The 23,547-nt window shown below is 73.1% G+C and carries 22 protein-coding genes; 13 read left to right on the top strand and 9 right to left on the bottom strand.

Going from position 1 to position 23,547, the window contains the following annotated elements; all coding sequences use genetic code 11:
- Positions 1–4: 4 nt before the first annotated feature.
- Positions 5–1,774, top strand: a complete 1,770-nt coding sequence (locus tag OHN19_RS25830) for an RICIN domain-containing protein (protein ID WP_330266477.1) — start codon at positions 5–7, stop codon at positions 1,772–1,774.
- Between the two features lie 27 nt (positions 1,775–1,801).
- On the opposite strand, the gene hutI is transcribed toward OHN19_RS25830, so the two are convergent.
- From hutI to hutU, 4 genes are read right to left on the bottom strand one after another with little or no spacing between them, the layout of a single operon-like run.
- Positions 1,802–3,079: an imidazolonepropionase gene (hutI, locus tag OHN19_RS25825; RefSeq protein ID WP_330266476.1), complete on the bottom strand. Its 1,278-nt coding sequence runs from the start codon at positions 3,077–3,079 to the stop codon at positions 1,802–1,804.
- Complete coding sequence (locus tag OHN19_RS25820) at positions 3,076–4,413, bottom strand: formimidoylglutamate deiminase (RefSeq protein WP_330266475.1); 1,338 nt, start codon at positions 4,411–4,413, stop codon at positions 3,076–3,078. Before OHN19_RS25820 ends, hutI begins: the two co-directional genes overlap by 4 nt.
- Positions 4,410–5,618 (bottom strand): allantoate amidohydrolase, encoded by a 1,209-nt coding sequence (locus tag OHN19_RS25815; RefSeq protein WP_330269710.1) that lies wholly within the window; start codon positions 5,616–5,618, stop codon positions 4,410–4,412. The genes OHN19_RS25820 and OHN19_RS25815 overlap by 4 nt, the downstream gene beginning before the upstream one ends.
- A gap of 56 nt (positions 5,619–5,674) precedes the next feature.
- Positions 5,675–7,339 (bottom strand): urocanate hydratase, encoded by a 1,665-nt coding sequence (gene hutU, locus OHN19_RS25810; protein WP_330266474.1) that lies wholly within the window; start codon positions 7,337–7,339, stop codon positions 5,675–5,677.
- A 175-nt stretch (positions 7,340–7,514) separates the two neighbouring features.
- On the opposite strand from hutU, the gene OHN19_RS25805 reads away from it, so the two are divergent.
- The 5 genes from OHN19_RS25805 (at position 7,515) to OHN19_RS25785 (ending at position 11,618) form a co-directional block, all read left to right on the top strand.
- Positions 7,515–8,921 (top strand): diaminopimelate decarboxylase, encoded by a 1,407-nt coding sequence (locus OHN19_RS25805; protein ID WP_330269709.1) that lies wholly within the window; start codon positions 7,515–7,517, stop codon positions 8,919–8,921.
- A 169-nt stretch (positions 8,922–9,090) separates the two neighbouring features.
- Entirely contained in the window at positions 9,091–9,507 is a 417-nt protein-coding gene (locus OHN19_RS25800; protein WP_330266473.1) for a hypothetical protein, read from the top strand.
- Positions 9,504–10,658, top strand: a complete 1,155-nt coding sequence (locus OHN19_RS25795; RefSeq protein WP_330266472.1) for a hypothetical protein — start codon at positions 9,504–9,506, stop codon at positions 10,656–10,658. The genes OHN19_RS25800 and OHN19_RS25795 overlap by 4 nt, the downstream gene beginning before the upstream one ends.
- 34 nt (positions 10,659–10,692) lie before the next feature.
- Positions 10,693–11,223: a roadblock/LC7 domain-containing protein gene (locus OHN19_RS25790; RefSeq protein ID WP_330266471.1), complete on the top strand. Its 531-nt coding sequence runs from the start codon at positions 10,693–10,695 to the stop codon at positions 11,221–11,223.
- Between the two features lie 20 nt (positions 11,224–11,243).
- Positions 11,244–11,618: a hypothetical protein gene (locus OHN19_RS25785; protein WP_280851086.1), complete on the top strand. Its 375-nt coding sequence runs from the start codon at positions 11,244–11,246 to the stop codon at positions 11,616–11,618.
- A 25-nt stretch (positions 11,619–11,643) separates the two neighbouring features.
- Here OHN19_RS25785 and OHN19_RS25780 read toward each other — a convergent pair whose 3' ends face one another.
- The 3 genes from OHN19_RS25780 to OHN19_RS25770 all read right to left on the bottom strand — a co-directional run bounded on the left by OHN19_RS25780 (position 11,644) and on the right by OHN19_RS25770 (position 14,685).
- Entirely contained in the window at positions 11,644–12,228 is a 585-nt protein-coding gene (locus OHN19_RS25780; protein ID WP_330266470.1) for a hypothetical protein, read from the bottom strand.
- 88 nt (positions 12,229–12,316) lie between these two features.
- Positions 12,317–13,168 carry a MurR/RpiR family transcriptional regulator gene (locus OHN19_RS25775; RefSeq protein WP_330266469.1) on the bottom strand — a complete coding sequence of 284 codons (852 nt, stop codon included), beginning with the start codon at positions 13,166–13,168 and terminating at the stop codon, positions 12,317–12,319.
- Positions 13,165–14,685: an aromatic amino acid ammonia-lyase gene (locus OHN19_RS25770; protein ID WP_330266468.1), complete on the bottom strand. Its 1,521-nt coding sequence runs from the start codon at positions 14,683–14,685 to the stop codon at positions 13,165–13,167. The genes OHN19_RS25775 and OHN19_RS25770 overlap by 4 nt, the downstream gene beginning before the upstream one ends.
- 141 nt (positions 14,686–14,826) lie before the next feature.
- Between OHN19_RS25770 and OHN19_RS25765 the strand changes: the two genes are divergently transcribed.
- The 5 genes from OHN19_RS25765 (at position 14,827) to OHN19_RS25745 (ending at position 18,608) form a co-directional block, all read left to right on the top strand.
- Entirely contained in the window at positions 14,827–15,861 is a 1,035-nt protein-coding gene (locus OHN19_RS25765; protein WP_330266467.1) for an ABC transporter ATP-binding protein, read from the top strand.
- Positions 15,858–16,499 carry an ABC transporter permease gene (locus OHN19_RS25760; RefSeq protein ID WP_330266466.1) on the top strand — a complete coding sequence of 214 codons (642 nt, stop codon included), beginning with the start codon at positions 15,858–15,860 and terminating at the stop codon, positions 16,497–16,499. The genes OHN19_RS25765 and OHN19_RS25760 overlap by 4 nt, the downstream gene beginning before the upstream one ends.
- Before the next feature lie 3 nt (positions 16,500–16,502).
- Positions 16,503–17,165: an ABC transporter permease gene (locus tag OHN19_RS25755; protein WP_330266465.1), complete on the top strand. Its 663-nt coding sequence runs from the start codon at positions 16,503–16,505 to the stop codon at positions 17,163–17,165.
- Positions 17,166–17,178: 13 nt separating this feature from the next.
- Entirely contained in the window at positions 17,179–18,108 is a 930-nt protein-coding gene (locus OHN19_RS25750; RefSeq protein ID WP_330266464.1) for an ABC transporter substrate-binding protein, read from the top strand.
- Positions 18,109–18,188: 80 nt separating this feature from the next.
- Entirely contained in the window at positions 18,189–18,608 is a 420-nt protein-coding gene (locus tag OHN19_RS25745; protein ID WP_330269708.1) for a hypothetical protein, read from the top strand.
- A gap of 152 nt (positions 18,609–18,760) precedes the next feature.
- Here the strand turns inward: OHN19_RS25745 and OHN19_RS25740 are convergent, their stop codons facing one another.
- Positions 18,761–19,522, bottom strand: a complete 762-nt coding sequence (locus tag OHN19_RS25740) for an SDR family oxidoreductase (protein ID WP_330266463.1) — start codon at positions 19,520–19,522, stop codon at positions 18,761–18,763.
- 150 nt (positions 19,523–19,672) lie between these two features.
- On the opposite strand from OHN19_RS25740, the gene OHN19_RS25735 reads away from it, so the two are divergent.
- Positions 19,673–20,503, top strand: a complete 831-nt coding sequence (locus OHN19_RS25735) for a helix-turn-helix transcriptional regulator (RefSeq protein WP_330266462.1) — start codon at positions 19,673–19,675, stop codon at positions 20,501–20,503.
- A 325-nt stretch (positions 20,504–20,828) separates the two neighbouring features.
- Here OHN19_RS25735 and OHN19_RS25730 read toward each other — a convergent pair whose 3' ends face one another.
- A complete protein-coding gene (locus OHN19_RS25730; RefSeq protein WP_330266461.1) occupies positions 20,829–22,217 on the bottom strand; it encodes a cystathionine beta-synthase in 1,389 nt (462 codons plus the stop codon).
- A 162-nt stretch (positions 22,218–22,379) separates the two neighbouring features.
- On the opposite strand from OHN19_RS25730, the gene OHN19_RS25725 reads away from it, so the two are divergent.
- Complete coding sequence (locus OHN19_RS25725) at positions 22,380–23,432, top strand: SGNH/GDSL hydrolase family protein (protein ID WP_330266460.1); 1,053 nt, start codon at positions 22,380–22,382, stop codon at positions 23,430–23,432.
- The last annotated feature ends 115 nt before the right edge of the window (positions 23,433–23,547 follow it).

Genomic DNA, 23,547 nt, shown 5'->3' with positions numbered 1-23,547 from the left:
CGCAATGGCGCGTGCCGACGGGGCGGGGGACGGTGTGCGCGCCGGGGATCACAGCGGCGCGTCCGACGCCCGGCTCACCGAGTTGCTGCGCGCCGAGACGGCCACGGCGTACGCGGCCCTGCTGGAGCTGCGCGCCCGCCACCGGTCCGCTGTCCTGGCCTACGCCCGCCTGTGCACGGCCGGCGAGAGCGCGGCCCGGCAGCTGGCCGCCCAGGCCTTCACCCTCGCGGCCCGGGAGACGGCCCGCGGGGTCGACCCCGGCGGCCCCTGGCGCCACCGGCTCCTGCTGCTGACGGCCCGTTCGGCGGCCGCGTGGGCGCGGGACGAGCGGTCGGGCGGCCTGGACCCGAGCGTCCTGCTGCTCCTGACCACGGGGGCGCCCGAGGGCCCCGTGCCTCCCCTGCTCGCCGCCTTCGACACCCTGCCGGCCCGCGCCCAGGGCCTGGTCTGGTACGCCCTGGTGGAGGCCGAACCGGAGTCCCGCACCGCCGACCACCTGGGCCTGACCCGCACGGATGTCGTCTACGGCACCGAGGGCGCCCTGCACGCCCTGGCCCAGGCCTGCCTGCGGCTGCGCCTCGCCGCCTCGGACGACCCGCGCTGCACGGACTTCCGCCGCCTCATCGAGGAGTCGGTACGCCCGGACACCCCCCGCGCCAGCACCGACCTGCACACCCACATGGCGCACTGCCCGCACTGCACGACGGCGTACGAGGAACAGTGCGCCCTCCGGGACGCTCCGCGGGCGACCCTGGCGGAGGGGCTGCTGCCGTGGGGCGGGGTGAGGTATGTGGCGGCGGTCCCGGGAGGGGGACGGGACGACGGCTACGACGAGCCCGGATTCGGTGACGGGTCGGGTGAACCGGGGGCGGCGGTTGGCGCGGACGGGACCGGGCGTGGCTTCGGCGGGTCGGGGCCGGGACGTCGTGCGGGCGGGCGCAGGGCCGGTGGAGACCCGGGGGCGGGGCGCGGCTCACGCGCGGTGGGGGCGGGGCAGGGTTCGCGTGGCGCGCGGGCGGGACACGGCTCGGGTGCGGTCGGGCCCGGGCGGCGGGCGGTGTCTCGTGGGCCGCTCGGGATCCGGGCGCGGCCGCGGCGGCTCGTGCTGGCGTCGGCGGCCCTCGGCGTGGCGCTGGCGCCCCTGCTGCTGTTCCTGGTGTCACAGGGCGGCGACTCGGCCTCCGACAGGGGAGGCACCGCGCTGCCGGATCCACCCCAGGTGACGGTGACGACGACGGTCTCACCGTCCTCCGGCCCCTCGCCCTCTCCCTCCCCGTCCCTGTCCGCCACGAGCAGACCGCCGTCGCCCTCCGCCTCCGTGTCGAAGAGCTCGCCCCCGCCCCGCAGGACGAGCCCGCCCCCGTTCCGCGCGCCCGGCGGCTCCTACGCCCAGGTGGTGAACCTCTCCACGGCCCGCTGCCTGGACGTCTCCGGTGACTTCGACAACGGCACGGACGTCGTCGCCGCCCCCTGCACCTCGGCCGCCTCCCAGCGCTGGAGCGTCGACACCGGCCGCGGTGTCGTCCGGTCCGCCGCCGACCCCGACTTCTGCCTGGACAGCCGCGGTGACGTCGACAAGGGCCTCGGCATCTGGTCGTGCGACTCGGTCGAGGGCGACAACGGCGACAACCTCCGCTTCACGGTCGACCCCGACGGGGTGATCCGCCCGGCGATCGCGATCGCGACGGCGGTGACGCCGGGGGGCGGCGGCCGGCTGACGCTGGAGCCGCTGACGGGGGGTGCGGAGCAGCGGTGGCGGGCGGGGGCGTCGTAGGCGTGTCGCAGGGGGCGGCCGACGCCGTCAGACCACGCGTACGCCCCGCCGCCACACCCCGCTCACCAGCGGCACCCCCGGCCGGTACGCCAGGTGCACGTGGCTGGGGGCGTCCAGGAGGATCAGGTCGGCGCGGGCGCCCGGGGTGAGGCGGCCGATGTCCTCGCGGCGCAGGGCCGCCGCCCCGCCCGCCGTGGCCGACCAGACCGCCTCGTCCGGGGTCATCCCCATGTCGCGTACCGCGAGGGCGACGCAGAAGGGGACGGAGGAGGTGAACGAGGAGCCCGGGTTGCAGTCGGTGGACAGGGCCACGGTGGCGCCGGCGTCCAGCAGGCGGCGGGCGTCCGGCCACTCGGCGCGGGTGGAGAACTCCGCGCCGGGCAGCAGCGTGGCGACCGTACGGCTGTTCGCCAGGGCGTCCACGTCGGCGTCGGTGAGGTGGGTGCAGTGGTCGGCGCTGGCCGCGTCCAGTTCGACGGCGAGCTGCACGCCCGGGCCGTAGGAGAGCTGGTTGGCGTGGATGCGGGGGTGCAGGCCCTTCGCCTTGCCCGCCGCGAGGATCGCGCGGGCCTGGTCGCCGTCGAAGGCGCCCTTCTCGCAGAAGACGTCGATCCAACGGGCGTACGGGGCACAGGCGTCCAGCATCTCGCCGGTGACCAGAGCCACGTAGGCCGCCGGGTCGTCGGCGTGGTCCGGCGGGACGATGTGGGCGCCGAGGTAGGTGACCTCGTCGGTGTGCGCGGCGGCGATGCGCAGGGCGCGGGACTCGTCGTGGGTGGTGAGCCCGTAGCCGGACTTGGTCTCGAAGGTCGTGGTGCCCTGGCGCAGGGCCTCGGCGAGGTAGCGGGTGAGGTTCCGTTCGAGTTCCGCGTCGCTGGCCGCCCGCGTCGCCGCGACCGTCGTACGGATGCCGCCGGCGCTGTAGGCCCGGCCGGACATGCGGGCGTTGAACTCCTGGGTGCGGTCGCCCGCGAAGACGAGGTGGCTGTGGGAGTCGACGAAGCCGGGCAGGACCGCCCGGCCGCCCGCGTCGACCCGATTGTCAGTGGCGGGTGCTTTGCTTTGATCACCGGTCCACACGACGCGGTCGCCCTCGATGGCGACCGCCGCGTCGTGGACCAGTCCGAGGGGGGATCCGTCACCGAGGGAGGGGTCGTTGGTGACCAGGGCGGCGATGTTGGTGATGAGTGTGCTCGCGGTGCTCGCCGAGTGGGCGGGGCTGACGTTCGTCGCATTGCTCATGGCGTCCTCGGTGGCCTGGTCGGCGGTGGGGGCGGGTTCGGTGTCGGGGTTCCCGGGGTTCATCCGCGCAGGGCTGCGACGGCGTCCGCGAGGGCTTTCGGCACATCCGGTACGAGGGCGTGCGCCCCGTCCCGCACCACGTGCCGGCCGCCCACGACCGTGTGGGTCACATCTGCCGCCGACGCGGCGAATACGGCCGTCTCGGCCCCGAGCCGCGGAAGCGGGCCTGCCGTCCTGACCGAGTCGAGGGCGATGGTGGTGAAGTCGGCGAGCGCGCCCGGCTCCAGGGTGCCGGCGTCGTCCCAGCCGAGGGCCGCGTGGCCGTCGGCGGAGGCCGCCCGCAGGAGGGCCGCCGCCGTCCAGTGACCCCGGGTGCGGGTGCGCAGGCGCTCGTTCAGCTCCATCGCGCGGGCCTCTTCGAGGAGGTCGATCACGGCGTGGCTGTCGGAGCCGAGGGAGAGCGGTGAGCCCTCGTTCTGGAGGGCGACGGCCGGGCCGATGCCGTCCGCGAGGTCCCGCTCGGTGGTCGGGCACATGCAGGTGCCGGTGCCGCTGTCGCCGAGCAGGGCGATGTCCTCGTCGGTGAGGTGGGTGTTGTGCACGCCGGTGGTGCGCCGCCCGAGGACTCCATGCTCGGCGAGCAGTTCGGTCGGGGTGCGGCCGTGCGCCGCGCGGCAGGCGTCGTTCTCGGCGGTCTGCTCGGACAGGTGCACGTGGAGCGGGGCCCGCCGCTCCTCGGCCCAGCGCGCCACGGTCGCCAACTGGTCGGCGGGCACGGCCCGTACGGAGTGGATCGCCGCTCCGATCCTCGCGTGATCCCGGTCCTTGAGAACTGAACAGCGTGCGGCCCACTCCTCGGCCGTGCCGTCGGAGAAGCGGAGCTGGTGGCTGGTGGGGGGCTGTCCGAAGCCGGAGGAGAGGTAGGCGGTGTCGAGGAGGGTGATGCGGATTCCGGCTTCGGCGGCGGCCTCGATCAGCGCCTCGCCCATGGCGTTGGGGTCGGCGTAGCGGGTGCCGCCGGGGGCGTGGTGGACGTAGTGGAACTCACCGACGCTCGTGATCCCGGCCAGCGCCATCTCGGCGTACACCGCGCGGGCGAGCGCGTGGTAGGTCTCGGGGGTCAGCTTGTCGGCGACCGAGTACATGACCTCGCGCCAGGTCCAGAAGGTCCCGGAGCCGACCTGGACGGTGCCGCGCAGGGCCCGGTGGAAGGCGTGCGAGTGGGCGTTCGCCAGCCCCGGCAGGGTGAGTCCGCGCAGGATCTCGGCGCCGGGGGGCGGGGTGCCGGTGTCCGTGCGGACGGCGGTGATGCGGCCGTCGTGTACGTCCATGGCGACGCCCGGCTCGACGTGGGTGTCGAGCCAGGCGTGCTCCAGCCAGTAGGTCTTCGGTGTCACCGGCAGGCCAGCCCTTCCAGTACGTCGGCGAGCGCGAGGACCCCGGCCACGCAGTCGTCCTCGGCGGCGGACTCCGCCGGGGAGTGCGAGACGCCCGTGGGGTTGCGCACGAACAGCATGGCGGTCGGGATGCTCCCGGAGAGGATCCCGGCGTCGTGTCCGGCCCCGGTACCGAGGACGGGGACGGTCAGGCCCGGGTCCCGGTCCTTGCCGAGGATGCGGGCGAGTTCGTCGCGCAGGGCATGGTCGAACTCGACGACGGGCGTGAAGGACTCCCGGACGACGTCGAGGTCGATGCCGTGCGCCTCCGCGTACGCGCGGGCCGCCTTCTCGATCCCGCCGACCACCTGGTCCAGGCTCCCCTGGTCGGCGGCGCGGGAGTCGAGCCAGCCGCGCACCAGGGAGGGGATGGCGTTGACGCCGTTCGGCTCGACGGAGATCTTGCCGAAGGTGGCGACGGCACCGGCGAGTTCGGCCTCGCGGCGGGCGACGAGCACGGTCTCGGCGTACGACAGCATCGGGTCGCGCCGGTCCACGAGACGGGTGGTGCCGGCGTGGTTGGCCTCGCCCCGGAAGTCGAACCGCCAGCGCCCGTGCGGCCAGATGGCACTGGCGATGCCGACCTGGTCGCCGCTGAGGTCCAGTGCCCGCCCCTGCTCGACGTGCAGCTCGACGAAGGCGCCGACGCGGGCGAGCCGCTCCGGGTCGGCTCCGATGCCGTCGGGGTCGTAGCCGGCGGCCTCCATGGCCCGCGGGAGGGTGACGCCCTCGCCGTCGGTGAGCCGGTGCGCCTGCTCGACGGTGAGCTGCCCGGCGGTGAGCCGGGAGCCGACGCAGGCGAGCCCGAAGCGGGCGCCCTCCTCGTCACCGAAGTTGACGACGGCGAGGGGCCTGGTGAACTCGGCTCGCCGGGAGCGGAGTTCGTCGAGCGCTGCGAAGGAGGACACCACGCCGAGGGGGCCGTCGAAGGCGCCGCCGTCGGGCACGGAGTCGAGATGCGAGCCGGTGACCACGGCGTCCCCGGCGGTGGGGTCGCCGAGCCAGGCCCACTGGTTGCCGTTCCGGTCGAGCTCGTAGGTCAGCCCGCGCGACTCGGCCTGCTGCTTGAACCAGGCCCGGCACTCACCGTCGGCCCCGGTCCAGGCGAAGCGCCGGTAGCCGTGGGAGTCGGGGTGCCGGCCGATGGGGAGCAGCTCGTTCCACATCTCCTGGAAGGAGGAGGTGCGGTGCGCCTGAACGGTTCCCGACTCGCCGCCTGCCGTCACGCGTCGTCACCCTCACGCATAGGCACCCGCACACCGCGCTCGTCGGCGACGGACTCGGCGATGTCGTAGCCCGCGTCGACGTGCCGGATGACGCCCATGCCGGGGTCGTTGGTCAGCACCCGGCGGACCTTCTCGCCGCCGAGCTCGGTGCCGTCGGCGACCGTGACCTGGCCCGCGTGGATCGACCGGCCCATGCCCACGCCACCGCCGTGGTGCAGGGAGACCCAGGAGGCGCCGGACGCCACGTTGACCATCGCGTTCAGCAGCGGCCAGTCGGCGATCGCGTCGGACCCGTCGAGCATGGCCTCGGTCTCGCGGTACGGCGAGGCCACCGAGCCGGCGTCCAGGTGGTCGCGTCCGATCGCCAGCGGTGCTGCCAGCTCACCGGATGCCACCATGTCGTTGAAGCGCTCGCCGGCCTTGTCCCGCTCGCCGTAGCCGAGCCAGCAGATGCGGGCGGGCAGGCCCTGGAAGTGGACGCGCTCCCCGGCCATCTTGATCCAGCGGGCGAGGGACTCGTTCTCGGGGAACAGCTCCAGGATCGCCTTGTCGGTCTTGGCGATGTCGGACGCCTCGCCGGACAGCGCGGCCCAGCGGAAGGGGCCCTTGCCCTCGCAGAACAGCGGCCGGATGTAGGCGGGGACGAAGCCGGGGAAGTCGAACGCCCGGTCGTAACCGGCGAGTTGGGCCTCGCCGCGGATCGAGTTGCCGTAGTCGAAGACCTCGGCGCCCGCGTCCATGAAGCCGACCATGGCCTCGACGTGCTTCGCCATGGACTCGCGGGCGCGGGTCGTGAAGCCCGCCGGGTCCTTGGCCGCCGCGTCCGCCATGTCCTCGAAGGCGATGCCGGTCGGCAGGTAGGCCAGCGGGTCGTGCGCCGAGGTCTGGTCGGTGACGATGTCGATGGGCGCGCTCTCGGCGAGCATGCGCGGGAGCAGTTCGGCGGCGTTGCCGAGGAGGCCGATGGAGAGCGGGCGGCGGGCGTCGCGGGCCTCGACCGCCAGCTGGAGGGCGTGCTCCAGGGAGTCGGCCCGCACGTCCAGGTAGCGGTGCTCGATGCGCCGTTCGATGGCCCGGGGGTCGCAGTCGATGCAGATCGCGACACCGTCGTTCATGGTGACGGCGAGCGGCTGGGCGCCGCCCATCCCGCCGAGGCCGGCGGTGAGGGTGATCGTCCCGGCGAGGGTGCCGCCGAACTTCTTCGCGGCGACGGCGGCGAAGGTCTCGTAGGTGCCCTGGAGGATGCCCTGGGTGCCGATGTAGATCCAGGAGCCGGCGGTCATCTGGCCGTACATGGTCAGGCCGAGGGCCTCCAGGCGGCGGAACTCCTCCCAGTTGGCCCAGTCGCCGACCAGGTTGGAGTTGGCGATCAGGACGCGCGGGGCCCACTCGTGGGTCTGCATCACACCGACCGGGCGGCCGGACTGGACCAGCATGGTCTCGTCCTGCTTGAGGGTGCGCAGGGTGCGGACCATGGCGTCGAAGGAGCGCCAGTCACGGGCGGCCTTGCCGGTGCCGCCGTAGACGACGAGCTTGTCGGGGTGTTCGGCGACCTCGGGGTCGAGGTTGTTCTGGAGCATCCGCAGGGCGGCTTCCTGCTGCCATCCCAGGGCGCTCAGTTCCGTACCGCGCGGCGCTCGGACGGGGCGGGGTCCTGACATGGTCTGCCTCCTGGGGGCTCAGCTGCGGATCGCTGCCACGGATTGTTGCTGCCGATATTCACATCCTGGCTGTCTGAATAGAACTAGTCAATACGTTCTCGCGTCAGCCTCAGTGGGGCAGGAATGTTTCTTGGACAGGCGCACCCTCGAAGAACAGGCGAGGACGGGAGACGTGGTGGACGAGTACGGCAACACCGGCGAAGGACGGGCCGCCCGGCGGGACGAGGCGGTGCGCGCGGCCGTGGAGCAGGGTCTGCTGGGGCCGGACCACCCCATCGTCGGGCTCCTCGACGTCACCGGCATCCGCGAGTCGGCCGCCGAGCTGCGCGCGGCCTTCGCCGAGGTCACCGCGCCGGGCACCCCGGTGCTGCACGCGTTCGCGGTGAAGGCCACCCCGCTGGTGCCGGTGCTGCGGCTGCTGCGCGAGGAGGGCATCGGCGCGGAGGTGGCGAGTCCGGGTGAGCTGGCCCTGGCCCGGGCGGCGGGGCTGCCACCGGAGCGGACCGTCCTGGACTCACCCGCCAAGACCGCGGCCGAACTCCGGGAGGCGCTGGCCCTGGGGATCGCGGTCAACGCGGACAACCCGCAGGAGCTGGACCGCATCGACGGCCTCATGCTCCCCCATAACCCGAAAGGCATGGGAGGTACCCCCATGGCGGTCAGCCGCTCCCCGCTCGGCATCCGGGTGAACCCGCAGGTCGGCGGCGGTTCCATCGGGGCGACCTCGACGGCCACCGAGACCTCGAAGTTCGGGGTGGCGCTGCGGGACGAGGGGGCGCGCGAGTGGGTGGTGCGGGCCTACCTGGACCGGCCCTGGCTGAGCCGGCTGCACGCGCACACCGGTTCGCAGGGCATCCCGCTGTCCCTGATGATCCGGGGCGTCGAGGAGACGTACGCGCTCGCCGAGGAGATCAACCGGCGGATCGGCCGGCCGCAGATCGACACGATCGACATCGGCGGCGGGCTGCCGGTGAACTTCGCCTCCGAGGTGACGGCACCGACGTACACGGAGTACGCGCGGGCGCTCAAGGCGGCGGTGCCGGGGCTGTTCGACGGGCGGTACGGGCTGGTCACCGAGTTCGGGCGGTCGCTGCTGGCCAAGCACGGCACGATCGTGGCGCGGGTGGAGTACGCCAAGAGCGCGGGCGGCCGGCCGGTCGCGGTGACGCACGCGGGCGTGCAGGTGGCGACGCGGACGGTGTACGTGCCGGGGTCGTGGCCGCTCCGGATCGCGGCGTACGACGGCAAGGGGCGGCCGAAGAGCGGTCCCGAGGTGGTGCAGGACGTGGCGGGGCCGGCCTGTTTCGCGGGCGACCTGCTGGCGGAGGGGCGTGCGCTGCCGCTGCTCGACCAGGGGGACTACGCGGCGGCGCTGGACACCGGCGCGTACTACTTCGCGCACCACTACGCGTACAACTCGCTGGCCCGGCCCGGCATCTACGGCTTCGTGCCCGATCACCGGGCGGGGGGTGTCCGCTTCGCGACCGTGCGGGACCCGCAGACGCTCGCCTCGATCGTGGCCGAATCCGGAGGGGCGCACGCGGGCGCGCTCACCACCCTGCACGCACCCGGGAGCCGTTGACACACACCGGTGAGCCTGCTGATCAATGGGCCCGGGAACAAGGCAAGTTGACCCACTCTAGCCACTTGGAGCATGTTCCACCGGAAAATGCCAGATCCCTCACCCCTCGCGCACACGTTGCGTAGTTTCGGCGTCACTCAGCCGAACCCCAGGCGGGAGGGGAGCCACGGTGCAGGGAATCGACGAGTGCCTGCTGGAAGCCATGCGGCTGCCGGGTGCGCGGGGCGCCGCGCTGGTCGACTGGACGAGCGGGCTGGCCCTGGGATCCGTGGGGGAATCCCCCGGCGGTGACCAGGAGGCGGCCGCGGCGGAGGCCGCGGAGCTCGCCCGGCTCGCCGCCGAGCAGCGCGCCTTCGCGTCCGGCAGTTCCGACGACACCGGGGCGGGGGCCGCCGGGGAGGAGGGCGAGCCGCCCGTCGAGGACCTCATCCTCAGCAACCGGGACAGCTACCACGTGCTGCGGTTCGTGGCGACGTCCTTCGACAGCAGCGTCTTCCTGCACCTGTGGCTGGCCCGCGCGGAGGGCAACCTCGCGCTGGCCCGGATCCGGCTGGGCGAGATGGCCGGACGGCTGGTGCTCGGATGACGACGGTGAAGACCACGCAGGCCACCCCGCCGCCCCGGTTGCCGGTCCGCGACAAGGCGGCCGCACTGGGCCGGGGTTGGGGCGGGCTGTCGCCGATGCTGAGCCGGCTGGCCGCCGAGCGCGCCACCGGCATCCTGGTGCGCGAGCGCGGCGCCCTGCACCTCGCCGACGGCAAGGTCGTGCACGCCGAGAGCCCGGCCGCCCCCGGCGCCCACGTCCTGCTCGCCGCCCACGGCACCCTCGACGCGGACGCCTGGGCGCGGGCGCTGGCCGAGAGCGCGGCCCACGCCGAGGGACCCGCGCACCCCGGGACCGGGACCCGTCGCCGCACCGGCGCGGAGGTGGTGCACCACGCGGGCCGCCGACTGGTGGAGGACGGGCTGCTCACCCCCGGCGCGCTGGAGCTGTGCCGCCTGACCGCGCTGTACGACGCGGCGTACTTCGCGCTGGCCCCGAGCAGCGCCCCCGGCCGCTTCCGCTACGGCAGCGAGGACGACCTCGGCACCCCGGCGCACCCGGGTTCCCCGGACACCTCCGACTCCCCGGGCAGCTCCGACTCCCCGAGCGCCCTCGCTTCCCCCGGCACCCCCGCTTCTTCCGGCACCCTCGACTCCCCCGGCCCACGGGAGAGCGCCCTCACCGGCCCCGGCGCCCCGCACCCGGTCCCGGTCGCCGATCTGGAGCGCGAGACGCTGCGGCGGCGCGACCTCCTGCACCGCATCTGGCCGGACGAGCTGGTGGACGAGGCCCCGCTGACCCGCGAGTACCGCCCCGCGCCCACCCCGCTCCCGGCCCGGCGGCAGGCCGTGCTGGCCCTGGTGAACGGCGTCCGCACGGCGTCGGACATCGCCCGGGAGCTGGGCCGCCCGGCGTTCCACACCCTGGTGGACATACGGCGGCTGGTGGCGGCCGGAGCCGTCTCGCCACGCCCTCTCACACCCGCGGCCGACCCCCTGCCCGGCCCGATGCCGGGCTTCCCCGGACCGCAGGCCGGCCCGATGCCGGGCCTCATGGGACCGCCGGGGGCCGGCCCGACGCAAGGGCCGCCGCCCGGCACCGCTCTCCCCGTGGATCTCACCGGCGCCACCGCACCCGTCGATCCCCACATCACGCTGCTGAAGAGGCTCAGGGATGCGCTGGAGGCCCTTTGAGCGGCAGCGGATCCGCGCCGAGAGGAGAGACCTGATGGCAGCAGCGCAGGACGGGATCCTGGAGGAGCTGCGCCGGCTCCGGGCCCGGGTCCCGCAGCTCACCGGCGCCCTCGCGGCCGACACCGACGGTCTCGTCCTCGCCCAGGACACCCCGGGCGTCGATCCGGAGACCGTGGCCGCGCTCACCGGCGCCACCCGGGCGCTCGCCGCCCAGCTGGCCGACGAGACCGGCCAGGGCGACCTGCGCGAACTGCTGGTGCGGGGGCTGTACGGCTACGTCGCCACGTACGCGGCGGGCGCCGGGGCCGTCGTCACGCTGCTCGCCCAGGACCGCGTCAACGTCGGCCGGCTCCATCTGGAGGGCCGCCGGGCGGGTGCCCGGATCGGCGAGCTCGTCGACAGCGTGTCCGAAGCGGTCACCGCACCCACCGAGACCCCCGTGAAGGCGCCCGCGAAGCCCGCTCCGGCACGTGCCAGAGCGGCCCGTCCGTCCCGGGCCAAGCCCGCGGACACCCGCGCCACGGCCGTCGCTCCGACGGCGGCCCGTACCACCACCGAAAGTTAGAGAACCGAGGAGACACAGTCATGGCCAACACCGAAACCGCACTGAAGGAGGCCCTCGCCTCCATCGAGGGCGCGACCGGCGTCGCGCTCGTCGACTACACCAGCGGCATGGCGCTCGGCACCATGGGCGGCAGCAAGGGCTTCGACCTGAACGTGGCCGCCGCCGGCAACACCGACGTGGTCCGCGCCAAGATGCGCACGATGGAGCACCTGGGGCTGAAGGGCCAGATCGAGGACATCCTGATCACCCTGTCCGACCAGTACCACCTGATCCGCCTGATCAGCGGACGCGGCGGCAACGGGCTCTTCCTCTACCTGGTCCTGGACGCCAAGCGCTCCAACCTCGCGATGGCCCGCCACCAGCTGCGGGCCATCGAGAACGACCTGGAGGTGTGACCCCGTACCACCCGCAAACCCTGTTCTAGACGAGTGCCGCGGTGCGGCGGCGCGCTCCTCCCGGGGCCGCGTCGCCCGCCGCGATACCCGTGCTGCGGTACGCCTTGACGGCCTTGCCGGCCGGGCGGCCGCCGTTCGGGGCGAGCCAGTCGACCCGCACCCACAGCAGCGCGTCCTCGGCCCGCTCGCGCCGGCCGAGCCAGGCGGCCTTGAGCGCGAGACCCGTACCGCACCCGGCGAGCAGCAGACCGCCCGCGACGGGCACGGCGAAGTTGCAGCCCAGCGCGAGGAGCCAGGCCAGCAGCAGCCACCAGCGGTGCCCCCGGCGCCAGTTGCGCACCCCGACGGCACGGTCCTGGAGCACGTCGTGCTTCCCGGCCCGGACGGCGGCCCGCCCGAGTGCCGTGTAGCGCCTGCGGCGGCCGTACGACACCACGGCCGCGGCCACGATGAACAGCGCCGCTCCGGCCATGACGCCGATCCGCCGGCCCGTGATGCCCGGCACCAGCAGCCCGACACCCGCCGCGAACACTCCGGCCCACCACAGGGGCGCGGCTCCGGCCCGTACGACGACGGCCACCCGCACCAGTCCCTGACCTCCGCGTGCCACGTCCGTCCTCCCGTCTCCCGTGTGCGGAATCCGCGGGGCAGGTTAGCGAGGGAACGTGAGACGAGTCTGAAAAAGCGCCCGGGGCCGGCTACTCCACGAACAGCCCCCGCGCCGCCGCCCGCACGTCGAACTCCTCCAGGCGGGCCTGGGCGTCCGGCAGGTTGTCGCACATCGCCTCCAGCAGGACCCGCCCCAGCAGCATCGGCGCACAGGCCGTGTCGAAGGCGAGGCCGGTGCCGACGGCGGCGGGCAGCAGCAGGTCGGAGACCTTGGCGACGGGGGCGAAGGCCGAATCGGCGACGGTGACGACGGTCAGCCCCGCCTCCTTGGCGTAGGCGAGGGTGTCGACGACCTCGCGCGGGTGCCGGGGCAGCGCGAAGCACAGCAGGGTCGAGGCGCCCGCGCGCACGGCGGCGTCGATCCGGTCGTGGATCATCGTGCCGCCCTCGTGGAGCAGCCGTACGTCCGGATGGACCTTGGCGGCGAAGTAGGCGAAGCCGTACGCCTGGGAGGCGGCGGCCCGCAGCCCGAGGACCGGCAGCGGGCGGGAGGCGGCGAGCAGCCGGCCGGCCTTCTGCACGGGACGCGGGTCGGCGAGGACCTCCGCGAGGTGCCGGAGGTTCTCGATCTCGGCCTCGACGGCCTGCTGGTACTCGTTGTACGACGCGGAGTCCGCCGTCTGTTCGGCGGGCGTGACCTCGCGCAGGTGCCGGCGCAGGGCGGGGTAGCCGTCGAAGCCGAGGGCGACGGCGAAGCGGGTGACGGAGGGCTGGCTGACCCCGGCGAGCTCGGCCAGTTCGACGCTGGACAGGAACGGCACGTCGGCGGCGCGCCGCACCATGCTGTGCGCGATGCGCCGCTGGGTCGGTGTGAGCCGGTGACCCTCGAACAGTGCCTGGAGCCGTCCCGCCGGGGTGTCCACCCCACCGATCTCGCTCATGCCTCGCTCCCCCTCCAGATCTCCGTGAACCGGTCGAGCAGTGCGGCCGCCGCCGTCACGTCGGCCGTGAGCGGCCGGTCGGCCTGCTCCCCGTCGAGCACCGCCTCGGCGAGCTCCAGCGCGCGGCCCACCGGGAGGCCCGGGTCCGGCCGGAGGTCGCGCTGGCGCAGCGCCCGTACGGCGGCGACGAGTTCGCAGCCGACGACGAGACGGTACGCGCCGCACGCGCGCAGTGTCTGGCGGGCGGCGAGCGAGGCGAAGCTGGCCTGTTCCTCGACGCCCCGGGAGAGTACAGCGTGCCCGAGGGAGGCGGGCGCGGAGAAGGCCCGCAGATCGCCGAGGGCGGCTCCGGCGGCGTACTCCAGGATCATCACGCCGGAGGAGGCGGGCTCGGGGTCGGCGAGGAAGGGCCTGAGGCGGGTGAAGGCGGGCTCGTTGAGGGTGGAGAGCCGGGACGTGGACAGGCGGGCGACCTGGGTGAGGGCGAGCCTGAAGTGGTCCAGGGCGAGGGCGAGTTGGGCCTGGTAGAAGCCGCCGTGGTGGTAGGCGGCCATGTCCTCGGGGCAGATGAGGGGGTTCTCGGCGGCCGCGTTGATCTCGATCGCGAGGACCTCCTCCAGGGCGTCGGCCGCGTCATGGGCGGGGCCGTGGATCTGGGGCAGGCAGCGGAAGCCGTACGGGTCCTGGATCCGGCCGAGCGGCGGGGTGGGCCGGTCCTCGGCGCCGATCAACTCCCGCATCCGCCGCGCCACTTGGGCGGACCCGCGGTGCGGGCGGGCGGCGTGCACGGGGGCCGCGTAGGCCTCGTGGGAGCCGTCCACGGCGAGCAGTGACAGCGCTCCGACGACCTGGGTGGCCTCGACGAGTCCGCGCAGTTCGTGCAGGGCGAGGGCGGCCTGGCCGAGGGTGAGGGCGTTGCTGCTGATGAAGGCGAGGGCGTCGTTGTTGTCGAGGGGCTGCGGCCGGGGTGCGCCGACGACGCCCCGCCACGGATGCTCCCCGGTGAGCGCCAGCCCCGCCTGGGCGAGCGCCGCGATGTCCCCGGTGCCGACCGAGCCGAACTCGTTGACGACCGGGTGGGCCCCGTTCTCCAGCGCCTCGCACAGGGCCGTCACCACCGTGGGCCGCAGCCCGGCCCCACCCGCGAGGAGCTGGTTGGCACGGACCGCGAGCATCGCGCGGACCTGCCTGGCCGGGAGCTCCTCGCCGATGGCGCCGGCGTGGCTGCGCAGCAGCCGCAGTCCGTGTTCGGCGGCCGCGTCGGTGGGCACGTCCTCGTTCCGGTTGGCGCCGACGCCGGTCGAGCGGCCGTAGACGCGACCGGTCGCGGCGATCTGCCGGGCGGCGTCCCAGGACTCCGTCACGCGCTTCATCGCCTCGGTCCCGGGCACTGGCCGGGCGCTCCCGTCGGCGAGCCGGACGACGTCCGCGACGCCGAGCCCGATGCCGTCGAGGATCACCAGGCCGGTGTGCCCGACCGCGACGGGATCAGGGGAGTCCACGATCCGAGACGCCATATAGCCCAAACTCCCCTCAAAGTGGACATCGGATCTTGCCTGGCGGTCATCCGTTACCTCGGATTAACACCGACCCGTTGACAAACTATTCAGCTACCGAGAACTCTGCATGACGTTATACAGCCGGGCAAGGGACATCTCATGATCCAGTTCGACGCGGTCCACAAGCGCTTCCCCAACGGCACGACAGCAGTGCACGATCTCACCCTCGACATGCCGGAAGGCGGCGTCACGGTCCTCGTCGGATCTTCCGGTTGCGGCAAGACGACCACCCTCAGGATGATCAATCGTATGGTCGAGCCGACCTCCGGCACGATCAAGGTCGGCGGCAAGGACGTCACCGATCAGGACGCGGCCGAACTGCGCCGCTCCATCGGCTACGTCATCCAGCAGTCGGGCCTCTTCCCGCACCGCACGGTGCTGGACAACATCGCCACGGTCCCGCTCCTGCTCGGCCACGGCCGCAGGAAGGCCCGCGCCCGTGCCGCCGAACTCCTGGAGACCGTCGGCCTGACCGCCGAGGCCGGCAAGCGCTACCCGCACCAGCTCTCCGGCGGCCAGCAGCAGCGCGTCGGCGTCGCCCGCGCCCTCGCCGCCGACCCGCCGGTCCTGCTCATGGACGAGCCCTTCGGCGCGGTCGACCCGGTGGTGCGTACCCAGCTCCAGGACGAACTGCTCCGGCTCCAGAAGGAGTTGAGCAAGACCATCGTCTTCGTCACCCACGACATCGACGAGGCCGTACGCCTCGGCGACCGCATCGCGATCTTCCGCACCGGCGGCCACCTCGTGCAGTGCGCCCCGCCCGCCGAACTCCTCGCCCGCCCCGCCGACGACTTCGTGGCCGACTTCCTCGGCGCCGAGCGCGGTCTCAAGCTGCTCTCGCTGAAGACCCTGGCCGCCGTCCCGCAGGGCCCGGCCCCGGAGGGTGACGCCTGGACGCTCGTATGCGACGACTCGGGCAGGCCCCTGCACTGGGCCTCGCGAGAGACCGAACTCCCCGTGCGGCCCCTCAAGGACGGCGACTCCCTGCTCGCCGCCCTGGACGAGTCCCTCGCCTCCCCCACCGGTCTGGTCGCCCGCGTCGACGCGGCCGGCGTCCTCACCGGGGTGTCCTCCCGCGACGACATCCACACCCACGCGGGCCGGGCGCACACGGAAGCCCGGGTGGCCGCATGACCATCGACTGGTCGTGGATCTCCGGCCACACCGACGACCTGACCTCGCTCACGGTCTCCCACCTCCAGGCCGCGCTGAGCGCCGTCTTCTTCGGCCTGCTGATCAGCCTCCCCCTCGCGGTGATCGCCCACCGGATCCGCCCCCTGCGCGGCTTCCTGCTCGGCTTCTCGAACGTCCTGTTCACGATCCCCTCGATCGCGATCTTCGTGCTCCTGCTGCCGGTCAGCGGACTGACCCGCACCACGACCGTGATCGGCCTGACCGTCTACACCCTGGTCGTCCTGCTGCGGAACACCGTCGAGGGCCTCGACTCGGTCCCCGCGAAGACCAAGGAGGCCGCGAAGGCGATGGGCACGCGCCCCCTGCGCACGCTCCTCACCGTCGAACTCCCCCTCGCCCTTCCGGTGATCATGGCGGGCGTCCGCATCGCGACCGTCATGTCGATCTCCCTGGTCTCGGTCGCCACCTACATCGGCGACGGCGGACTCGGCCAGCTCTTCACCGACGGCTTCCAACGCGACTTCCCGACCCCGGTGATCGTGGGCGTGGTCCTCACGCTCCTGCTCGCCGTGGTCGCGGACGCCCTGCTGGTGGCCCTGCAGTACGCCCTGACCCCGTGGCGCCGGAAGCGAGCCTGAGCGATGTACGAACTCCTCAAGAACCTCGGCACCTGGCTGACCAGCGGCTCCCAGTGGACGGGCACCGACGGCATCGCCCACCGCCTCGCCGAGCACCTCCAGTACTCGCTGCTGGCGACCCTCGTCGCGGCCGCCATCGGCCTCCCGCTCGGCCTGCTCATCGGCCACACCGGCAAGGGCGCCTTCGTCGCGATCAACCTCGCGTCCTTCGGCCGCGCCCTGCCCACCGTGGGCCTGGTCGTCCTGGTCTTCCTGGCCGGCGGCCTGTCCATGCTGCCGGTCTACGTCGCCCTCGTCGCCCTCGCGGTCCCGGCGATCGTCACCAACACGTACGCGGGGATGACGGCCGTGGACCCGGACGTGCGCGACGCCGCCCGCGGCCAGGGCATGCGCGGCCACCAGGTCCTGTTCCAGGTCGAGTTGCCCCTCGCGCTCCCCCTGATCATGACCGGCCTGCGCCTGGCACTGATCCAGGTCGTCGCCACCGCGACCATCGCGGCCTACGTCTCCTTCGGGGGCCTCGGCCGCTACGTCTTCGACGGCCTCGCCCAGCGCGATCTCGTGCAGGTGCTCGGCGGGGCGGTGCTGGTCGCCGTGGTCGCCGTAGCCCTCGACCTGCTGCTCTCCGCCCTCCAGCGCTTCCTCTTCCGCCACCGCACCGCGTAAGGACCCCCCTGAGATGAACCGACGCACCCTCCTCGGCGGCCTCTTCGCGGCGGCCTCCGTCCCCGCACTCTCGGCCTGCTCCAGCGGCATCACCTCCCTCGACGGCGGCGGCACCACCTCCGGCGGCAGCGGCTCCAGCAAGGGCGGGATCACCATCGGCACCGCCAACTTCACCGAGAACCAGGTGCTGGGCTACCTCTACGCGGCCGTGCTCCAGCAGGCCGGCGTCAAGGTCAAGGTCCGCCCCAACCTCGGCACCCGGGAGATCGTGATCCCGGCGCTCAAGGCAGGCGACATCGACCTCCTGCCCGAGTACCAGGGCGCCCTCCTCAACTACCTGGCCCCGAAGGACAGTTCATCGGAGCCGGGCACCATGCAGAACGCCCTCACCCTGGCCCTGCCCGCCGGCCTCCAAGTGCTCCCCTACGGCCAGGCCGCCGACTCCGACTGCTTCGCCGTCACCCGCGCGACCGCGAGGAAGTACGGCCTCGTCACCCTCGCCGACCTCGCCCGGCACAACGGCAAGCTGGTCATCGGCGCCGCCCCCGAGGTCAAGAAGCGCCGGGTCGGCGCGGTCGGCCTGAAGGAGGTGTACGGCGTGGAGTTCAAGGAGTTCAAGTCGCTGGACTCCGACGGACCGCTGGTCAAGGGCGCCCTGAAGAAGGGCGACGTGGACGTGGCGAACCTCTTCACCACCGACACCGACATCGCGGCCAACGACTGGGTGGTGCTGACCGACCCCAAGAACCTGATCCCGAGCCAGCACATCGTCCCCCTCATCGCCGACCGCAAGGCCGACGACACGGTCCGCAAGGCCCTCGCCCGCCTCGGCAACATCCTCACCACCGACCAGCTGACCCAGCTCAACAGCCAGGTCGACAACGACAAGAAGGACCCGGAGGACGTGGCGAACGCCTACGCGAAGCAGCACGGGCTGGCCTAGGAAGGACCCCCGCCGCAACAGGGGGGCTATCCCCAGTGCAGCGGGCGCAACGGCTGCCTACCGTGGAGTCCATGACGGGAATGGACGCGCGGGACACCGAACTGAAGAAGGAACTCAACGCCACCCTGCACGCGCGCAGGGAGTTGGGTGACGAGTACGAGTCCGCGCTGGTCGACTCGTTCCTGGAGAAGGTCGACCAGCGGATCGACGGCGCGGTGGACCGCCGCCTGCGGCGCCAGCTCGCCGAGCAGCAGATGGTGACGGCCCGGGGCGCCCGTAACCCCAAGCCCACCGACTCCTTCGGCGAGCGCTTCGGCTTCGGCATCGTCTCGCTGGTCCTGGCGGTCCCCCTCTCCGCGATCGGCGGCGGCCTGGCCAACCTCCCCGGCCTCCTGACGGCCTGGGCGGGCATCGTGGGCGTGAACGCCTTCCAGGCCGCCAAGACCAACCCGGACCTCTTCCGGCGCCGCCGCAGGGACAAGAGCGACTGGGAGGACTGAGGGGCAGGCCCCGGGCGCCTGCCCGGGCGCCGTAGGCGCCTCAGGGGCGCGGGGCTGTACCGATGTGCGGCTCCGCCGCGTGGGCGCGAGAAGCCCCACCGGGCCCGCACCCGCCACACCACCGCCCCCACCCGAGCTCTCCGGCGAAGACCTCACACCTGACGCGTAGGCATCACCACCACCTGCCGCAGATTCACATGCGCCGGCCGGCTCGCGACGTACGCCACGACATCCGCCAGCTCGGCCGCCGACAGCGCCCCGAACGCCTCGACGAGCCCCACGATCGCCTCCTGCCCCTCCGAGTCGAGATGCGAGGTGATCTCCGTCTGGGTCACCCCCGGCTCGATGTTGGTCACCCGCACTCCCCGCGGCGAGAACTCCTCCCGCAGCAGCGCCGAGAGATGCGTGACCGCGGCCTTCGTCGCCCCGTACACCGCGAATCCCGGGAAGCCGGTCAGGTGCGCGGCGATGGACGAGACGTTCACGAGATCCGCGCTGCCGCCCCGCGCCGCCGCCTCGCCCAGGTCCCCGGCGAAGGCCCCGGTGATGCGCAGCACCCCGGTGAGGTTGGTGTCGATCATCGACTGCCACTCGTCGACCCGCGCCTGCTCGATCGGGTTCGGCAGCATGACCCCGGCGTTGTTGACGACCAGGTCGACGGTCCCGTACGCCTCGTGGACCCGCGCCACCGCGGCCGCCACCGACGCGTCGTCCGTGACGTCGGCGACCACCGCCAGCGCCCGCCCGCCGTCGGCCACGATCTTCTCCACTACGGCCTCGAGCCGCTCCGCGCGCCGCGCCAGCAGCGCGACCCTCGCCCCCTGAGCGGCCAGCGTCAGGGCCACGGCCTCACCGATCCCGCTCGCGGCCCCGGTGACGACGGCGGTACGGCCGGCCAGATTCTCGTACGACATTCAGGTGCTCCCCAACTGGAAGGTCCGCCGGGGGATGTCCCCGGCCTCGGTCTCACCCTCCGCCGCCCGGGCGGCCGTACCCAGGGATGCGCTTTTCCTGGGTCTGCCAGTACCAGGTTCCGCGTCCGCGGCTCCCCTACGATCGAACCCATGGACGGGGATCTCGGAGACTTCCTGCGCTCGCGCCGTGCCCGCATCCGGCCCGAGGACGTGGGCCTGCCCTCGTACGGCCGACGCCGGGTGCCCGGACTGCGCCGCGAGGAGGTGGCGCAGCTGGCCGGAGTGAGCGTCGACTACTACATCCGCCTGGAGCAGGGCCGCGGCCCGAGCGTGTCGGACGCCGTGCTGGACTCCATCGCCCGGGTGCTGCGCATGAACGCGACCGAGCACGCCTATCTGCGCACGGTGGCCCGGCCGCCGAAGAGGGAGGGGCGCCGCCGCGGTTCGCCCCCGGGTGTCCGCCCCGGCGTCCAGCTGCTGCTCGACAGCATGGACCGCACCCCGGCCTTCGTCCTCGGACCCGCGATGGAGGCGCTGGCCTGGAACGCCCTCGGGGACGCGCTGCACGGCTTCAGCGGCCTGCCCCCGGCCCGGCGCAACCTCGTCCGGCACCTCTTCCTGGAACGCGAGGGCCGCGACCTCTACCCGGAGTGGAACTCGGTCGCCGCGCAGTGCGTGGCCACCCTGCGGCTGAGCGCGGGCGCCCACGCCGACAACCGCGGGGTGCGCGAGCTGGTCGGCGAACTCTCCCTCAAGAGCGAGGACTTCCGCCGGCTGTGGGCCGACCACCAGGTCAGGGCGTGCCTGTACGGCGAGAAGCGCTTCCGGCACCCGGTCGCGGGCCTGCTGACGCTGTCGTACGAGTCGCTGACGCTCCCGGAGACTCCGGAACAGACCCTGGTGGTCTACACGCCGGAGCCGGGCTCGGAGACCGCGGAGAGGCTGGCGCTGCTGGGCAGTTGGGCCAGTACGAGCGCGTAGAGAGTAATGCGCGGGGACCGCCGCACCCCCGTGAACGGGGGGCGGGACGACGGCGGTCCCCGCGAGGGACGTCGACCGGGTCAGGCCAGGTCTGACGTCCGGCGTCCATGGAGGTCCGGGAGCCGCTCCGGAGGTCCTTGGACGTTCGGCGCCGGCCGGGGCGGGGAGCCGCTCCCGCCCTGCCGACACCCACTAATGTGCCGGACGCGTGTTAAGCGTGTGCTGCGTGGACGTGACACGCTCGTACCACTTCCGCGAAGTCCACCCTTTCGGCAGGAAACCGGAAGTTCGCCTCCGGCACCCCCCGTTCACCGGACGTTTCCCGCTACTTCCCGCCCTTGGCGAGGAAGGCCAGCAGATCCTGCCGACTGATGACCCCGGTGGGCTTGCCCTCCACGAGGACGATCGCCGCGTCCGCCGCACCGAGGACCGTCATCAGGTCGCCGACCGGTTCGCCGGAGCCGACCTGGGGCAGCGGGGCCGACATGTGCTTCTCCAGCGGGTCCTCCAGCGAGGCCCGCTGGGCGAACAGCGCGTCGAGCAGCTCGCGTTCGACGACCGAGCCGACCACCTCGGCGGCCATCACGTCCGGGTGTCCGGCGCCCGGCTTGACGATCGGCATCTGCGAGACGCCGTACTCCCGCAGCACCTCGATGGCCTGGCCGACCGTCTCGTCGGGGTGCATGTGGACGAGGGAGGGGATGGCGCCGTGCACCTTGTCGTTGAGGACGTCGGCGACGCGGGCGCTGGGGCCCTCGTCCTCGAGGAAGCCGTAGTCGGCCATCCACTCGTCGTTGAAGATCTTCGAGAGGTACCCGCGACCGCTGTCCGGCAGCAGGACGACCACCACGCCGTTCTCGTCCAGGCGTTCGGCGACACGCAGGGCCGCGACGACGGCCATCCCGCAGGAGCCGCCGACCAGGAGGCCCTCCTCCTTGGCGAGGCGGCGGGTCATCTGGAAGGAGTCCTTGTCGGAGACCGCGACGATCTCGTCGGCCACCGTGCGGTCGTAGGCGGTCGGCCAGAAGTCCTCGCCGACGCCCTCGACGAGGTAGGGCCGGCCGGAGCCGCCGGAGTACACCGAGCCCTCGGGGTCGGCGCCGATCACCTGGACCTTGCCGTCGCTGGCGTCCTTCAGGTAGCGGCCGGTGCCGGAGATGGTGCCGCCGGTGCCGACGCCCGCCACGAAGTGGGTGATCTTCCCCTCCGTCTGCTCCCACAGCTCGGGGCCGGTGGAGTGGTAGTGGGAGAGCGGGTTGTTGGGGTTGGAGTACTGGTCGGGCTTCCACGCGCCGGGCGTCTCACGGACCAGGCGGTCGGAGACGTTGTAGTACGAGTCCGGGTGCTCGGGGTCGACGGCGGTCGGGCAGACGACCACCTCGGCGCCGTACGCCCGCAGGACGTTGATCTTGTCCGTCGACACCTTGTCGGGGCACACGAAGATGCACTTGTACCCCTTCTGCTGCGCCACGATGGCGAGCCCGACACCGGTGTTTCCGCTGGTCGGCTCGACGATGGCGCCTCCGGGCTTCAGTGCGCCGCTCTCCTCCGCCGCCTCGATCATGCGCAGGGCGATGCGGTCCTTCACGGAACCGCCGGGGTTGAAGTACTCGACCTTGGCCAGGACGGTCGCCTTGATGCCCTTGGTCACGCTGTTGAGCCTCACCAGCGGGGTGTTGCCGACGAGGCTGATCATCGAGTCGTGGAATTGCACCGTTGTCTCCGGATGCTTGCAAAGAAAGTGGTCCTAGTGGTCCAGCCAGCCTATGGCCTGTTCGGGCGCCATGACGGCCGTTCACTCGCTGTGGGGATTGGGCCACGGTCCGTGCGGGGCAAGGAGTGGGTGTAGCGGGTACGACGGAGGTGGCGGCGACGTATGACGAGCATGTCGAGGGCGAGGGTGGCCCGCCGGATCGCGGCCGGCGCCGCCTACGGCGGTGGCGGGATCGGTCTGGTCGGAGCGGCGGCGATGGGGCTGCTGCTGGCGGAGATGCAGCTGGCCAGGCGTCAGGTGGGAAACGGCACCACGCCGCATGTCCCGCAGGCCGAGGGCCGGTACGGCCACGCGTACACGGTTCCGGGTGAACCTCCCCTGCGTCTGGTGATGCTGGGCGACTCCACGGCCGCGGGCCAGGGCGTGCACCGGGCGGGCCAGACGCCGGGCGCGCTGCTGGCGTCGGGGCTGGCGGCGGTGGCGGAGCGCCCGGTGGAGCTGCGCAATGTCGCGCTGCCCGGGGCCACCTCGGACGACCTGGACCGCCAGGTGGCGCTGGTCCTGTCGGATCCGGCGCGGGTGCCGGACGTGTGCGTGATCATGATCGGCGCGAACGACGTGACGCACCGGATGCCGGCGACGCGTTCGGTGCGCCACCTGTCGTCCGCGGTACGGCGGCTGCGTACGGCCGGTGCCGAGGTGGTGGTGGGCACCTGTCCCGACCTGGGCACGATCGAGCCGGTCCAGCAGCCGTTGCGCTGGCTGGCGCGCAGAGCCTCCCGGCAGCTGGCGGCGGCCCAGACGATCGGCGCGGTCGAGCAGGGCGGGCGCACGGTGTCGCTCGGCGATCTGCTGGGTCCGGAGTTCGAGGCGAATCCGCGTGAGCTGTTCGGGCCGGACAACTACCACCCCTCGGCGGAGGGTTACGCGACGGCGGCGATGGCGGTGCTGCCGACGGTGTGCGCGGCCCTGAGCCTGTGGCCGGCCGACGAGGACCGTCCGGACGTGTCCCGTCGCGAGGGCTTCCTGCCGGTGGCGAGGGCGGCGGCGGAGGCCGCGTCGGAGGCCGGTACGGAGGTCGCCGCGGCGATGCCGACGGGTCCGACCGGGCCGTGGGCGCTGCTGAAGCGCAGGCGGAGGCGGCGGGTGCGGGCGACGGAGCCGGCCCCTGCCGTGAACGCCGTGCAGGGCGAGGCCGGCTCGTCCAGCGGCTGAGAGAGTCGGGAAAGCAAGCGCTTAGACATAGGTCACACCGCCATCCCCGTGACCCAGGCCATACGTACGGGTAACTTCCCAAGCAGCCCCGTCCGGTAGAACACCCCGTACGTCA

The sequence above is a fragment of the Streptomyces griseorubiginosus genome, from assembly GCF_036345115.1.
Classification (GTDB): domain Bacteria; phylum Actinomycetota; class Actinomycetes; order Streptomycetales; family Streptomycetaceae; genus Streptomyces; species Streptomyces griseorubiginosus_C.
Note: the sequence above shows the minus strand (reverse complement) of the source record. Positions and strands in the feature narration are given on the sequence as shown.

Bases quoted from the DNA above. Each gene is read 5' to 3' on its own strand.
- OHN19_RS25830 (WP_330266477.1), top strand. From the start codon at position 5: ATGGCGCGTGCCGACGGGGCGGGGGACGGTGTGCGCGCCGGGGATCAC.
- hutI (WP_330266476.1), bottom strand. From the start codon at position 3,079: ATGAACCCCGGGAACCCCGACACCGAACCCGCCCCCACCGCCGACCAG.
- OHN19_RS25815 (WP_330269710.1), bottom strand. From the start codon at position 5,618: ATGTGGAACGAGCTGCTCCCCATCGGCCGGCACCCCGACTCCCACGGC.
- hutU (WP_330266474.1), bottom strand. From the start codon at position 7,339: ATGTCAGGACCCCGCCCCGTCCGAGCGCCGCGCGGTACGGAACTGAGC.
- OHN19_RS25795 (WP_330266472.1), top strand. From the start codon at position 9,504: ATGACGACGGTGAAGACCACGCAGGCCACCCCGCCGCCCCGGTTGCCG.
- OHN19_RS25790 (WP_330266471.1), top strand. From the start codon at position 10,693: ATGGCAGCAGCGCAGGACGGGATCCTGGAGGAGCTGCGCCGGCTCCGG.
- OHN19_RS25785 (WP_280851086.1), top strand. From the start codon at position 11,244: ATGGCCAACACCGAAACCGCACTGAAGGAGGCCCTCGCCTCCATCGAG.
- OHN19_RS25775 (WP_330266469.1), bottom strand. From the start codon at position 13,168: ATGAGCGAGATCGGTGGGGTGGACACCCCGGCGGGACGGCTCCAGGCA.
- OHN19_RS25770 (WP_330266468.1), bottom strand. From the start codon at position 14,685: ATGGCGTCTCGGATCGTGGACTCCCCTGATCCCGTCGCGGTCGGGCAC.
- OHN19_RS25765 (WP_330266467.1), top strand. From the start codon at position 14,827: ATGATCCAGTTCGACGCGGTCCACAAGCGCTTCCCCAACGGCACGACA.
- OHN19_RS25760 (WP_330266466.1), top strand. From the start codon at position 15,858: ATGACCATCGACTGGTCGTGGATCTCCGGCCACACCGACGACCTGACC.
- OHN19_RS25755 (WP_330266465.1), top strand. From the start codon at position 16,503: ATGTACGAACTCCTCAAGAACCTCGGCACCTGGCTGACCAGCGGCTCC.
- OHN19_RS25750 (WP_330266464.1), top strand. From the start codon at position 17,179: ATGAACCGACGCACCCTCCTCGGCGGCCTCTTCGCGGCGGCCTCCGTC.
- OHN19_RS25745 (WP_330269708.1), top strand. From the start codon at position 18,189: ATGGACGCGCGGGACACCGAACTGAAGAAGGAACTCAACGCCACCCTG.
- OHN19_RS25740 (WP_330266463.1), bottom strand. From the start codon at position 19,522: ATGTCGTACGAGAATCTGGCCGGCCGTACCGCCGTCGTCACCGGGGCC.
- OHN19_RS25735 (WP_330266462.1), top strand. From the start codon at position 19,673: ATGGACGGGGATCTCGGAGACTTCCTGCGCTCGCGCCGTGCCCGCATC.
- OHN19_RS25725 (WP_330266460.1), top strand. From the start codon at position 22,380: ATGACGAGCATGTCGAGGGCGAGGGTGGCCCGCCGGATCGCGGCCGGC.